This window comes from Mycolicibacterium hodleri (assembly GCF_025822245.1).
In the GTDB taxonomy this organism is placed as follows: Bacteria; Actinomycetota; Actinomycetes; order Mycobacteriales; family Mycobacteriaceae; genus Mycobacterium; species Mycobacterium hodleri.
In genome coordinates, this window is the sequence record NZ_JACKTL010000069.1 from 116,657 (window position 1) to 129,314 (window position 12,658).

At 67.7% G+C, this 12,658-nt stretch carries 10 protein-coding genes; 3 read left to right on the forward strand and 7 right to left on the reverse strand.

From position 1 onward, the window contains the following. Positions 1-85: 85 nt before the first annotated feature. A complete protein-coding gene (locus H7J06_RS28695; protein WP_275080025.1) occupies positions 86-1,339 on the reverse strand; it encodes a DNA polymerase domain-containing protein in 1,254 nt (417 codons plus the stop codon). A gap of 73 nt (positions 1,340-1,412) precedes the next feature. On the opposite strand from H7J06_RS28695, the gene fadD2 reads away from it, so the two are divergent. Beyond that, positions 1,413-3,128: a long-chain-fatty-acid--CoA ligase FadD2 gene (gene fadD2 / locus H7J06_RS28700; protein WP_264042841.1), complete on the forward strand. Its 1,716-nt coding sequence runs from the start codon at positions 1,413-1,415 to the stop codon at positions 3,126-3,128. Here fadD2 and H7J06_RS28705 read toward each other — a convergent pair. Both H7J06_RS28705 and H7J06_RS28710 read right to left on the reverse strand, forming a co-directional pair. After that, complete coding sequence (locus tag H7J06_RS28705) at positions 3,125-3,931, reverse strand: MBL fold metallo-hydrolase (protein WP_264042842.1); 807 nt, start codon at positions 3,929-3,931, stop codon at positions 3,125-3,127. The genes fadD2 and H7J06_RS28705 overlap by 4 nt on opposite strands. A gap of 16 nt (positions 3,932-3,947) precedes the next feature. Continuing rightward, the gene (locus H7J06_RS28710; protein WP_264042941.1) at positions 3,948-4,886 is read right to left on the reverse strand and encodes an esterase family protein; all 939 of its coding nucleotides are present in this window, start codon (positions 4,884-4,886) and stop codon (positions 3,948-3,950) included. A 141-nt stretch (positions 4,887-5,027) separates the two neighbouring features. Between H7J06_RS28710 and H7J06_RS28715 the strand changes: the two genes are divergently transcribed. Both H7J06_RS28715 and H7J06_RS28720 read left to right on the forward strand, forming a co-directional pair. After that, positions 5,028-5,819 carry an SDR family NAD(P)-dependent oxidoreductase gene (locus H7J06_RS28715; protein WP_264042843.1) on the forward strand — a complete coding sequence of 264 codons (792 nt, stop codon included), beginning with the start codon at positions 5,028-5,030 and terminating at the stop codon, positions 5,817-5,819. Between the two features lie 136 nt (positions 5,820-5,955). Beyond that, a complete protein-coding gene (locus tag H7J06_RS28720) occupies positions 5,956-6,759 on the forward strand; it encodes a transglutaminase-like domain-containing protein (protein WP_264042844.1) in 804 nt (267 codons plus the stop codon). Between the two features lie 81 nt (positions 6,760-6,840). Here H7J06_RS28720 and H7J06_RS28725 read toward each other — a convergent pair whose 3' ends face one another. The 4 genes from H7J06_RS28725 to H7J06_RS28740 form a co-directional block, all read right to left on the reverse strand. Beyond that, positions 6,841-7,860, reverse strand: coding sequence for an aminotransferase class IV (locus tag H7J06_RS28725; protein ID WP_264042846.1), 1,020 nt, complete (start codon positions 7,858-7,860; stop codon positions 6,841-6,843). Between the two features lie 37 nt (positions 7,861-7,897). After that, on the reverse strand, positions 7,898-9,397 hold the full coding sequence (locus H7J06_RS28730) for an APC family permease (protein WP_264042848.1): 1,500 nt from the start codon (positions 9,395-9,397) through the stop codon (positions 7,898-7,900). A gap of 88 nt (positions 9,398-9,485) precedes the next feature. Further along, positions 9,486-10,421 carry a LysR family transcriptional regulator gene (locus H7J06_RS28735; protein ID WP_264042850.1) on the reverse strand — a complete coding sequence of 312 codons (936 nt, stop codon included), beginning with the start codon at positions 10,419-10,421 and terminating at the stop codon, positions 9,486-9,488. Between the two features lie 22 nt (positions 10,422-10,443). Further along, positions 10,444-12,624 (reverse strand): acyl-CoA dehydrogenase family protein, encoded by a 2,181-nt coding sequence (locus H7J06_RS28740; RefSeq protein WP_264042851.1) that lies wholly within the window; start codon positions 12,622-12,624, stop codon positions 10,444-10,446. Between the last annotated feature and the right edge of the window lie 34 nt (positions 12,625-12,658).

Here is a 12,658-nt window from a genome sequence, read left to right on the forward strand (position 1 = left end):
GGCCAAAATAAGGTACCGGGGAGTAAGTCCTAAAACATCCTTAAGACTTCCGCGAGGGTCTGGCAGCAAACCGACTCGGAAAGCGTCAGTTCCGGGCGCCCTGGTTACCCGTGTAACCCTCCCACGGGGAGTAGTCGGCGATGAGCGACTCCTGCGGTGGCCGTTGGTCTTCCGGCACGTGCTGGAGGTTGATCCGGACGCGATACCAGATCGAACTGGGCCCCCGCATGCCGTCGACGAGGACGTCGACCGGGGTCAGCCGGTCGGCGGCCGACCCGTACCTTGCCTTCCACGTCTCGAGGGCGGCCATCGCCTCGTCCTTGGTCTTGGTCCTGGCGATCTCGATGAGGGGTTTGGTGGAGACGCGACCGCGGGTCGAATCGTCGCCCCGGCGAGCGCCCTTGGGTGCCTTCTCCGCCGGACCCAACTCCTTGGCGAGTGCGAGCAGCCCCTCGAGGCCGCCTGCGGCGTCGTCCATCCCCTCCCACGGATCGCCGATGTCGGCGTAGCGCTGCGGCACCGTGGCGACGGTGAACGCCTCCGGCCGACACCCGGGAACCTCGTCCCACCGAAGCGGCGTCGACACCCGGGCATCCGGCCGCGAACGCACCGAGTAGGCCGACGCGACCGTCCGGTCCTTGGCGTTCTGGTTGAAGTCGACGAAGACGCCCTCGCGTTCTTCCTTCCACCACCGGCTGGTCGCCAAATCTGGTGCGCGCCTTTCGACTTCGCGCGCGATCGTCTCGGCGGCCAGTCGCACCTGTCGGTAGGGCCAATGTGGCTCGATGCGGGCGTAGACGTGAAAGCCCTTCGAACCGGAGGTCTTGGGCCACGCCGTCAGGCCGTAGTCGGTGAGCACGTCGCGGGCCACCAGGGCCACGTCGACGATCTGCGCCCACTCCACTCCGGGCATGGGGTCGAGGTCGACGCGCAGTTCGTCGGGATGCTCCAGGTCGCCGGCGCGGACCGGATGCGGGTTGAGGTCGACGCAGCCGAGGTTCACCGCCCATGCCAGGCCGGCGGCGTCGGAGAGCACGGCCTCCTTGGCCGACGTGCCCGAGGCGTACTTCAACTCGGCGACGTCGACCCAGTCGGGCCGCTTCTCGGGTGCGCGCTTCTGGAAGACCGCCTCTTCGGTGATGCCCTTGACGAAGCGCTTGAGGATCATCGGCCGTCCGGCCACTCCGCGCAGGGCGCCGTCGGCGACGGACAGGTAGTACTCGATGAGAGCAAGCTTGGTCACGTCCGCCCGGCCGTCCGCGCCGGGGAAGACGACCTTGTCGGGGTTGGTGACGCGCAAGGTCCGACCGCCGATGTCCATCGACAGCGAAGACGCCATGGCGACGATGGTAGTCAGGCATTGCGACGTTGACTCGGACCCGCGTGCGATGGCGGTCACATATTGTGGGGCCATGCCCAACCTCACGGAGCTACCCCTGCAGGCCGCGGCCAAGGTGCAGCAGTACCTCGAACGCGGCTCGGCCGAGTTGCACTACGCCAGGAAGATGTTCGAGGCGGGTGCCCTGAAGGTCGAGCCGCCGCAGAACGTCGCCGCGATGCTCGCCGACATCCGGCGGTGGGGCGAGATCGGAATGATCCCGGCGCTCAACGCGCGTCGCAACCCCACCGGGACGGCGATCATCGACGACGACGGCGAGCTGACCTTCGCCGAACTCGACGAGGCGGCGAACGCGGTGGCCCACGGGTTGATCGGCATGGGCGTGCGGGGCGGCGACGGGGTGGCGCTCCTGATCCGCAACCATCGCTGGTTCCTGATCGGTCTCTACGGTGCCGCCAAGGTGGGCGTCCGGCTGATCCTGCTCAACAGCGAATTCTCCGGGCCGCAGATCAAGGAGGTCTCCGAGCGTGAGGGCGCGAAGCTGATCATCCACGACGACGAGTACACGAAGGCGTGCGCGTCGGCCGAGCCGGAGTTGGGCAAGCTTCGCGCGCTGTCGACCAACCCCGACAAGCCCGACCAGCCGTCGGAGAGCACCGACGAGACCCTGGCCGACCTGATCAGTCGCAGCAAGGCCGGGGCGCCGCCGAAGGCCAGCGCGCACTCCAAGATCATCATCTTGACCAGTGGCACCACGGGAACTCCCAAGGGCGCCAACCGAAGCAGCCCACCGTCGTTGGCCCCGATCGGCGGCGTGCTCTCGCACGTGCCGTTCAGGTCGGGGGAGGTGACGTCGCTGCCCGCGCCGATGTTCCACGCGCTGGGCTTCCTGCACGCCACCATCGCGATGATGTTGGGCAGCACGCTGGTGCTCCGTCGCCGGTTCAAGCCGGACACCGTGCTCGCCGACATCGAGAAGCACCGGGTGACCGCCGTTGTCGTGGTCCCGGTGATGTTGTCGCGCATCCTCGACGAGTTGGAGAAGACGAGTCCCAAGCCGAACCTGTCGAGCCTGCGCATCGTCTTCGTCTCCGGATCACAGCTCGGCGGCGAGCTCGCCACCCGGGCGTTGAAGGATCTGGGCCCCGTCGTCTACAACCTCTACGGGTCGACGGAGATCGCCTTCGCGACCATCGCCCGGCCCAAGGATCTGTCGATCAACCCGTCGACGGTGGGCCCGGTCGTCAAGGGCGTGAAGGTCAAGCTCTTCGACGACAACGGCAAGGAGGTGGCGCCGGGTGAGGTCGGCCGCATCTTCGTCGGCAACACGTTCCCGTTCGAGGGGTACACCGGCGGCGGCCACAAGGCGATCATCGACGGCCTGATGTCGTCCGGAGACGTCGGCTACTTCGACGAGCACGGCTTGCTCTACGTCAGCGGCCGCGACGACGAGATGATCGTCTGCGGTGGCGAGAACGTCTTCCCCGCCGAGGTCGAGGATCTGATCAGCGGGCACCCGGAGGTCGTCGAGGCCACGGCGCTCGGCGTCGAGGACTCCGAGTGGGGCCATCGATTGCGTGCCTTCGTCGTCAAGACCGAGGGCGCCTCGGTCGACGAGGATGCGATCAAGGCCTACGTCAAGGACAACCTGGCCCGGTACAAGGTGCCGCGTGAGGTGATCTTCCTCGACGAGCTGCCGCGCAACCCGACGGGCAAGATCCTCAAGCGCGAGCTGAAGGACATGGGCCCCGCCGACGAGAAGGCCGACGAGAAGCCCGACGCCGACTAGGCCCCGACGAGGTGCTCCAGGTCGGTCCACCGGCCGTGCGGGGTGCGGTCCAACAGGTGTGCGATGCCGGCGTCGTCGAATGCGGCGGCGACGTCCTCGATGCCCTCGGTGAAGTGGGCCCAGGAGTCCAGGTGGGCCGCGACCACCAACCGCGGCGCCAGCACCTCCGCCGCGGCGGCGGCCCTGGCGCTGGTCAGGGTCAGCGGACGGCCGCCCTGCTTCGGGGGCACCCGGGCGGCGCCGACGAACAGGACCGCGACGTCGATCGCGCCGACGGTGTGCGCGATCTCCGAAACCGTTGCCAGAGAAGCATTGTCACCACTGACGTAGACGGTCGGCAGGCCCTGTCCGGACAGCACGAAACCGGTCACCTCGCAGTTGACGTAGCCGGAGTCGTCGCGCTCGCCGTCGGCCGGGCCGTGCACCGCGGGGACGGCCTGCACGCGCAACCCGTCCAATTCGACCGTCTCCCAGGGCGTCAAACCCTGGGCGGGTGACCCCAGCCGTCTCGCGGCACCGGGGTGGGTGAGCACCCGCGGTACCGACCGGGCCAGTGCCCGGCCCGCGTCGTCGAAGTTGTCCAGGTGCTGGTCGTGGCTCACCAGCACCAGGTCGACCCGGCCCAGCGCCGCGGCGTCGACCGCGGGTGGGGCCGTCTTGGTCAGGTAGGCGTGCGGACCCGGAGGGTCGAACGTGGGATCCACGACGATCCGGTGCCCGCCGATGTCGAACACCGTCGTCGGCCCGCCCAGCACACTCACCGCACACGGGCGCCTGACCTCGGTGACTCCCAGGTCGCCCATGGCGGTCCTCTCGACGCTAGGAGGCTGCGGTCGGCGTGGCGCCCAGCACGCGCTGAAGGTCGGGCTTCATCGCCTGAAGCTGCGCTCCCCAGTATGGCCAGTCGTGCGTGCCGTCGTCCGGAAAGTTGAAGACGCCGTTCTTGCCGCCCGCGGCGATGTAGTTGTCCTGGAACGTGCGGTTGGTGCGGATGGTCAGCCCCTCGAGGAACTTGGCAGGCAGGTTGTCCCCGCCGAGGTCACTGGGGGTGCCGTTGCCGCAGTAGATCCAGATGCGGGTGCCGTTGTCGACGAGTTTCTGGATGTTGACCATCGGGTCGTTGCGCTTCCAGGCGCTGTTCGGGTCCTCCGTCGCACCCCACATGTCGTTGGCCTTGTAGCCGCCTGCGTCACCCATCGAGACGTTGATCAGGAACGGCCACGATCCCTCCGACGGGTTCAGGAAGCCCGACAGCGAGCCCGCGTAGATGAACTGCTGCGGGTGGTAGATCGCCAACGTCAGCGCCGCCGAACCGGCCATCGAGAGCCCCACCGCGGCGCTGCCGTCGGCCTTCACCTGGCGCTGGTCGGCCAGATAGGCGGGCAGTTCCTGGGTCAGGAACGTCTCCCACTTGTAGGTCTGGCAACCTGTCTTTCCGCACGCCGGCTGGTACCAGTCGCTGTAGAAGCTGGACTGGCCGCCGACGGGCATGACGACGGACAGACCGGAATTCAGATACCACTCGAACGCCTGGGTGTTGATGTCCCAGCCGTTGAAGTCGTCCTGGGCACGCAGGCCGTCGAGCAGGTAGACGGCGGGGGAGTTGGGCCCACCGCTCTGAAACTCGACCTTGATGTCACGCCCCATGCCCGCCGAGGGCACCATCAGGTATTCGACCGGCAAACCGGGGCGGGAGAAGGCGTTCGCCGTGGCGGCGCCGCCGGCGAATCCGACGAAGACGGGTAGCAGAACCGCCATGAAGGCCGTGATGACGAACCGACGCACGATGATCTCCTCCGGTGTCGAACGCAGTGACGTCTACGTTGACACGCGCTCCTGTGAAACTCTCGTGGCCGCGGGCGGGGAATAGCCTCGGCGCCGGAGTGGTACTACTCCGGAGTGATCATCGACCTGACAGGAAAGACCGCACTCGTCACCGGTTCCACCCAGGGCATCGGCCTGGCGATCGCGAAGGGACTGGCGCGCAGCGGTGCCCGGGTCGTCGTCAACGGACGCACGGCGGCGCGCGTCGACGAGGCGGCCGAGGAATTGCGCTCCACCACCGACGGGGACGTGATCGGCATCGCGGCCGACGTCACGACCTTCGGCGGGGTGAAGGGACTGCTCGACCAGCTTCCCGCCGTGGACGTCCTGGTCAACAACCTCGGCATCTTCGGCGCGGCACCCGCCCGCGAGATCTCCGACGACGAGTGGCGCCGCTACTTCGAGGTGAACGTGCTGTCGGCAATCCGGCTGATCCGCACCTACCTGCCGGGGATGACCGACCGTGGCTGGGGACGGGTGCTGCAGATCGCCAGCGACTCGGCGATCGTCATCCCCGAGGAGATGATCCACTACGGAACGTCGAAGACGGCGCTGCTGGCGGTCTCCCGCGGCTTCGCCAAGGACGCCGCGGGCACGGGCGTCACGGTCAACTCCGTCATCGCCGGGCCCACGCACACGGCGGGGGTGGAGGACTTCGTCTACCAGTTGGTCGACGCGAACCTGCCCTGGGAAGAGGCGCAGCGCGAGTTCATGCGCAAGCACCGCCCGCAGTCGCTGCTGCAGCGCCTCATCGAACCCGACGAGATCGCGAACATGGTGACGTATCTGAGCTCGCCGTTGGCGTCGGCGACCACCGGAGCTGCGGTCCGCGTCGACGGCGGGTACGTGGACTCGATCGTCCCCTAGACTCTTCGCCATCACGTCGACGTGATCTGGCCCGGTGCACGGTTTTGGCGGCGGCCCGTCTGGGTACGGATGGGCCGAGACGATGCGCTTGCCGCGCCTCCCCCCTGACACTTGACCGGAAAGTCGTGGTGAGCCCATGAGACGAGAAGTTGGCGCGCAATTACAGGTCGAGGTATTCGACACCACGACACTGGAATTCCAGATCGCGGTCGCGCCCCAGCCGGGTGCCGAGGTGACCGAGGAGTTGTCCTTCACCCTGAACGGCAACACCGTCGAGCCGATCGAACTGGTCGGCCAGCATGGCACCCGCATCCACAAGTTCGAGGCGGGCAAGGGCACGGTGCTGGCGAACTACTCGGCCACGATCATCGGCCAGGCCGACCCGGCTCCGGTCACCGAGATCGACTTGTCGACCTACCTGCGGCCCAGCCGGTACGCGGAGGCCGACAAGTTCTACGGTTTCGCCGCAACGGAATTCGGCAGCGACGCAAAGTCGACGGCGCTGCTGGAGAAGGTGTCGTCCTGGGTGGGCACGCGGTTGCAGTACGTGCCGGGTTCCAGCGATCCGATCGACGGCGCCGCCGACACGGTGCTCGCCGGCACGGGGGTGTGCCGTGACTACGCACACCTGGTGATCGCACTGCTGCGGGCGGTCAACGTGCCCGCCAGACTGGTCGCGGTGTACGCGCCGGGCTGCTATCCGATGGACTTCCACGCCGTCGCCGAGGCCTACGTCGACGGGATGTGGCGCGTCGTGGACGCGACGTGCCTGGCGCCGCGGCAGACGATGGTCCGCATCGCCACCGGACGCGACGCCGCCGACACGGCCTTCCTGGACAACCACGGTGGCGGGATCAACCTCACCAGCATGAACGTGAACGCGTGGGTCGAGGGCATGCTGCCGCTCGACTCGGTGGAGGAACTCGTCTCGCTGGGCTGACCACGCGCCGACTGCACGCCTGTTCGCGTCGTCTCTCGACGTTCGCGGGCAACGAGCGTGCAGTCGGCGGGGTGAGCGGTCCTAGTACTCGATGGCCTCGATCAGGGGTCCGGGCTCGTCCATCAACGCCCAGAAGCGATCCCGGATGGCGACGGTGACGGGTCCGGGCTCGCCGTTGCCGATGTCCTCGCCGTCGAGGGTGTTGATCGGGGTGACACCACCGGCGGTGGTGACGGCCATGATCTCGTCGGCGTCGTACAGCTCACGGCTGGTCACGTCGCACAGGGTGGCCTCGATGCCCATCTGCTCGGCGATCTCGTAGACCGTCTTGCGGGTGATGCCGGGCAACGCATTTCGCGACGGGGAGAACAACTTGCCGTCCTTGACGACGACGACGTTGAAGCCGGGTCCCTCGGCGACGCAGTTGTCGGAGTCCAGCAGGATGGCGGTGCGGGCACCGCGGTCCTTGGCCTCGAAGCTGGCCGCGGTCAGGTCACCCCACTGGTAGTTCTTGATGGTCGGGTCGACGGTGTTGCGGCCGGCGCGACGAACGTGGCGCGGCACGATGGCGGTGGTGCCGAAGATCTGCTCGGCGGGCGGGAACGCCCACAGGTACGGGATCGCGTAGATGTAGACCTGGTGGGTGAGCTTGGTGAGATCCTTCTCGCCCTTGCGCTTTCCATAGCCGCGGGTGATCGTCAGGTTGACGAAGGACTCGCGCAGCTGCGACAGCGAGATGCACTTCTTGGTGATCTCGACGATCTCGGCCTTGCTCATGCCAGCGTCCAGGCGCAGCTTGCGGGCCCCGTCGAGAAGTCGGTCGACGTGGTCGTCGAGCCGAAAGACGTTGCCGTGCCACACGTGTGCGACGGTGTAGGTCACGTCCGAGTGGCCGAATCCGGTGTCGAAGATGGAAATCCTGGCATCCTCGGCGGGAATGAACTCGCCCTCGATCCAGGCCACCCCACCCGCGAACGGGCTGGACGTGTCGAGCTCGTAGTCGCTGTACTGGATCGCCGAGCCGGCGGGGGTGTCCTCACGGATGGCGGCGCCCGGTTCGACGGCGACGAGGTTGCTGGTGCCGATGTCGGTGACGGTCATGATGATCCTTTCGAAGTGCTTTGTGAGTCTTGGCGTTTCAGGAGGCGTGGGTCTTGGCGTAGTCGGGCCCGGCTTCACCGGTCGCCAGCCGCTTGCGCAGGCCGGTGAAGGCCCAGAGGGTGGCCAGTGCCAGCAGACCGAGGAACACGTAGCCGTTGCCGGCGAACTGCGGCAGGAAGATCAGCGCCGCACACACGCACGTGAAGGCGACGGCCGCGAGGAGGGCCACCGGCACGCGTGCCTTGCCGAGGTCGAACGTTCCCGGCTCGGGCGCCGGGATGGTGCCGCGGCGGGTGGCGATCATCACGGCGATGGTCTGCAGGAGGTACATCGCGCAGACCGCCAACGAGGAGAGCCCGAGGATGAGGAAGAACGCCTTCTCGCTGACCAAGGCCGAGAGCAACAGGATGGTCGAGAGCCCGAAGATGCCGAGCACCGCGTAGGTGGGCGTGCGGTTGGTCGGCGAGACGTGCCGCCACACGTGGGAGAACGGCAGCATGTTGTCGCGGGCCATCGAGTAGGTCAGCCGGGTGGCGACCAGGATGTTGGCCAGGATGCAGGCCAGCACGTTGGTGAGGGCGACGGCGACGACGATTCTGCTGACGATCGGGCCAGCCTGCTGGGTGATGATCTCCTCGATGGGCGCGGCAGAGGCAGCCTCGACGGCGGAGGGGTCCTTGATCGCGAGGACGTAGACGACGTACATGCCGAACTCGATGATGATCGACGCGGTCAGTGCGTAGAACATGGTGCGCGGAATTACCTTGCGGGCGTTGACCGTTTCCTCGGCGATGTCGGCGCTGGCCTCGACCCCGATGAGGCCGAAGAACGGGCCAAGTGATGCTGCCAGCCAGGCCAGGACGTACGGGGTGCTGTCGCCGGACGTGCCGCCGGTGAAGAGCACCGACACCGATTGGTGGTTCGCGGGCGAGGAGAAGGCGATGATCGCGACGACGATCGTGGCGCCGATGGTGATGACGAACTCCAGACCGACGCCGATGTTGTTGACCATCGTGGCGAAGCGCACGCCGTAGAGGTTGATCAGCATGCAGACGGCCATCACCCCGATGGCTACCAGGATCTGCGCGGACTGACTCATGTTCCAGCCGAACAGGCTGCCGAGGTAGCCGGACAGAATGAAGCCGACGCCCGTCATGCCGCAGATCCAGCCGGCGAGGGCCAGGACGCCGGTGAACAGCGCCATCGTCGAGCCGACGAGGCGGCTGGTCCACTGGTAGGAGTAGCCGGCCAGCGGGATCTTTGCCGTCAGGTCGGCGGCGATCAAGGTCCAGATGACGAACACCGCGGCGGCAAGCAGTAGCGTCCAGACGAATGGACCGCCCGCGGTGAAGTAGCCAGCGCCGAAGCCGGTGAACACCGCCGTGGTCGCGCTGATGGTGGCGAAGCCGATCGCGAACGAGGCCAGGCGGCCGACCGAGCGGTCGAGCTTCTGGGTGTAGCCGAACTCGGCGAGGTTGGCGTCCTCGTCCCGCAGCGGCGGCTGTGAATGAGTGGATGAAGCCAGGGCATCGGTCATGATCGCTCCAGGTCAGGTCTGTCGAATTACGCCTAGAGACAGGAAAGCCCTCCGGCCCGCCCGGCGGAAGTTCCGTGTTTTGATTTGCTTATAAGCTCGGGTTATCAGTGATCTCGTCGGCGAGCATGTCGCCGAAGTTCCAGTGCGCCTGCACGTGCCTGACCAGCGCATCTCCCTGCGGCGACAGCGCCGACGGCCGCCACGCCAGCGCCGTGTAACTCGGCGGTCGGTCGGTGATGGGTACGTAGACGATGCCCGGCCGGTCGTAGAAGCGGGCGACGGACGACGACGTGAAGCTGATGCCGAGGCCCCTGGCGATGCACGTCGTCTCCGCCTCGTAGGTCGCGGCGACCGCGGCGATGGTCGGCGGCCGGTTGCCCCGGACGTCCATCGCCAGCCAGTAGTCGCGCCAGGGACCTGCGGTCAGGGGCGCGCAGACGATGGGGTCGTCGAGCAGCTCGGTGATCGACACCTCGGCCCGCTCGGCGAGGCGGTGGTCGCGCGGCATGCACACCACCCACGACTCGGCGTCCAACATCAACATCCGGTGCTCCGGCAGGTCGACCGGCGGGCGGATGATCGCCACCTCCGTGCTGCCGTCGGCCAGGCCGGCGGTCGGGTCGGCGAAGTCGTACTCCATGGGCTCGACGGTCACCTCGGGGTAGGCGGCCTCGAAGTGGCGGACCACCCGGAACAGCAGATCGGCGCCGGTGCCGATGAGATACCCGAGGCGCAGCACGCCCTTTCGCGTCCCGGACAGGGTGACGAGGTTCTCGACGACCGCGTCGACCCCCGAGATCGCCTGCTGCACCTGCGGCAACCACGCCGCGCCGAGGTCGGTCAGCGCGACCTCGCGGGTGTTCCTGGTGAACAGCACCACGCCGAAGTGCTGCTCGAGCTGCTTGATCGCCGTCGACAGCGCCGGCTGGGTGATGAACAACCGGCTCGCCGCGCGCCGATAGTTGAGCTCCTCGCCGAGGACCGCGAAGTAGCGCAGCTGACGCAGGGTGATGTCGGCGCTCACCCTGACCAGGGTGTCACGACGATTACGGATCGCGGGGCAGGCCGAGCAGGCGTTCGGCGATGATGTTGAGCTGCACCTCCGAGGTGCCGCCGTAGATCGTCGTGGCACGGCCCGCGAGCAGGTACTCCGCCCACTTGCCGGACGGCTCGCCCTGGTCGCCGATCGCCGCGTCGGTGCCGAACGACGACACCCCGAACTCGGCGTAACCCTGGCCGGTCTTCATCGACAGCAGCTTGCTGATGGCAGCCGCGGGCATCGGGTCCCCGCCCGCCAGCGTCAGCAGCGTCGAGCGCATGTTGAGCAGCTTGGCGGCGTGCCCCTCGGCGATCAGCTTGCCCGCCTCGTTCTGCTCGATCTGATCGAACTGCCCGTCGCGGACGAACTCCACGAACTGCTCGAGGCTGGCCAGGAAGGGCGGCTCGCTGCTGCCGATCGACACGCGCTCGTTGGTCAGCGTGTTGCGGCTGACCTCCCAGCCGCGGTCCACCTCACCGAGTACCAACTCGTCGGGCACGAAGACGTCGTCGATGAAGACGGTGTTGAACATCGCGTTGCCGGTGAGCTCGCGCAGCGGCTTGACCTCGACGCCCTCGGCCTTCATGTCGAGCAGGAAGTAGGTGATGCCCTGGTGTTTCGGCGCCGACGGGTTTGTGCGAGCGAGCAACGCACCCCACTGCGAGTACTGCGCACCGGTGGTCCAGATCTTCTGGCCGGTGATGCGCCAGCCGCCGTCGACCTTGGTGGCCTTGGTGGTCAGGCTCGCCAGGTCGGATCCGGCGCCGGGCTCGGAGAACAGCTGGCACCAGATCGTCTCGCCGCGGAACGTCGGCGGCAGGAAGCGCTGCTGCTGCGCGTCGGTGCCGTAGGCGACGATCGACGGGATGATCCAGGCGGCGATGCCCATCTGCGGCCGCTTCACGCGACCACTGGAGAACTCCTGGGCGATGATGATCTGCTCGACGGGTGCGGCGGCCCGACCCCACGGCGTCGGCAGGTGTGGCGTCACCCAGCCGCCCTCGGCGATCGCGGTGACGCGCTCCTCGCTCGGAAGTGCCTTCAGCGCAGCCACTTCCGCGCGGATCTCCTCGCGGAGCTTCTCGGTGTCGGGGTCCAGGTCGATGTTGATCGGACGCATCCCGGTACCGGTGGCGACGTCGACCACCTGCTGGGGGTAGTCCGCGGCCCGGCCGAAGCACGCGGCGAGCACGATGGCGCGCCGGTAGTAGACGTTGGTGTCGTGCTCCCAGGTGAAGCCGATGCCACCGTGCACCTGGATGCAGTCCTGCGTGCTGTGCTGCGCGGCGACGGGGGCCAACGTGCCGGCCACTGCTGCGGCGAATTCGTACGAGGAGTCCTCGCCGTCTTCGTCCAAGGCGCGCGCCGCGTCCCACACGGCAGCCGTCGCCCGCTCGGTCTCGGCGATCATGTTGGCGCACTTGTGCTTGATGGCCTGGAACTGGCCGATCGGCCGGCCGAACTGTTCGCGGATCTTGGCGTACTCCGACGCGGTGTCGGTGGCCCAGCGCGCGACGCCGATGCACTCGGCGGACAGCAGCGTCGACATCAGCGCACGGGCACGGGTGCGGCTGAGGTTGGTCAGCACGCGGTCGTCGGCAACCTCGACGGCGTTGGCGCGGACGTGGGCCAGGGGGCGCAGCGGGTCGACGCTCGCGACCGGCTCGATCTCGACCTGGTCGGCGTCGAGGACGATCCACTCCTCGCGGCTGTCGATGGACACCGGAAGGACCAGGAGCGACGCCTGTGCGGCGGCGGGCACGGCGCGGACCTCGCCGCGGATGACGAGGCCGCCGCCCTGACGCGTCGCGGTCAGCCCGGAGTCGATGGCGTAGGCGGCGATGGTCTCCCCGGAGGCGAGGCCCTCGAGGAGCTTGTCGCCCGGGTCGTTGGCGGCGATCAACGCACTGGCGATCGCCGACGGGACGAACGGGCCGGGTACCGCGCCGTAACCGAATTCGGCCAGCACGATGGCGAGTTCGAGGATGCCGAAGCCCTGTCCGCCGACGTCCTCGGAGAGGTGCAGACCCTGCAGGCCCTGCTCGCCGGCGGCCTTCCAGTAGGTCGGCGGATTGGCAATGGGGGTCTCGAGGGCGTCGTGGAGAACCTCCGACGGTGCCACCCGCTTGACCAGGTCCCGGACGGAGTTGGCGAGGTCGTTGTGCTCGGAAAGGATCGCGATCGGCATGCGGTGCTCCTTGATCAACCGGTGGGTTGGGTTC

Excerpts from the sequence above, each read along its gene's own strand:
- H7J06_RS28695 (WP_275080025.1), bottom strand. The coding sequence starts at position 1,339 with ATGGCGTCTTCGCTGTCGATGGACATCGGCGGTCGGACCTTGCGCGTC.
- fadD2 (WP_264042841.1), top strand. The coding sequence starts at position 1,413 with ATGCCCAACCTCACGGAGCTACCCCTGCAGGCCGCGGCCAAGGTGCAG.
- H7J06_RS28705 (WP_264042842.1), bottom strand. The coding sequence starts at position 3,931 with ATGGGCGACCTGGGAGTCACCGAGGTCAGGCGCCCGTGTGCGGTGAGT.
- H7J06_RS28710 (WP_264042941.1), bottom strand. The coding sequence starts at position 4,886 with ATGGCGGTTCTGCTACCCGTCTTCGTCGGATTCGCCGGCGGCGCCGCC.
- H7J06_RS28720 (WP_264042844.1), top strand. The coding sequence starts at position 5,956 with ATGAGACGAGAAGTTGGCGCGCAATTACAGGTCGAGGTATTCGACACC.
- H7J06_RS28725 (WP_264042846.1), bottom strand. The coding sequence starts at position 7,860 with ATGACCGTCACCGACATCGGCACCAGCAACCTCGTCGCCGTCGAACCG.
- H7J06_RS28730 (WP_264042848.1), bottom strand. The coding sequence starts at position 9,397 with ATGACCGATGCCCTGGCTTCATCCACTCATTCACAGCCGCCGCTGCGG.
- H7J06_RS28740 (WP_264042851.1), bottom strand. The coding sequence starts at position 12,624 with ATGCCGATCGCGATCCTTTCCGAGCACAACGACCTCGCCAACTCCGTC.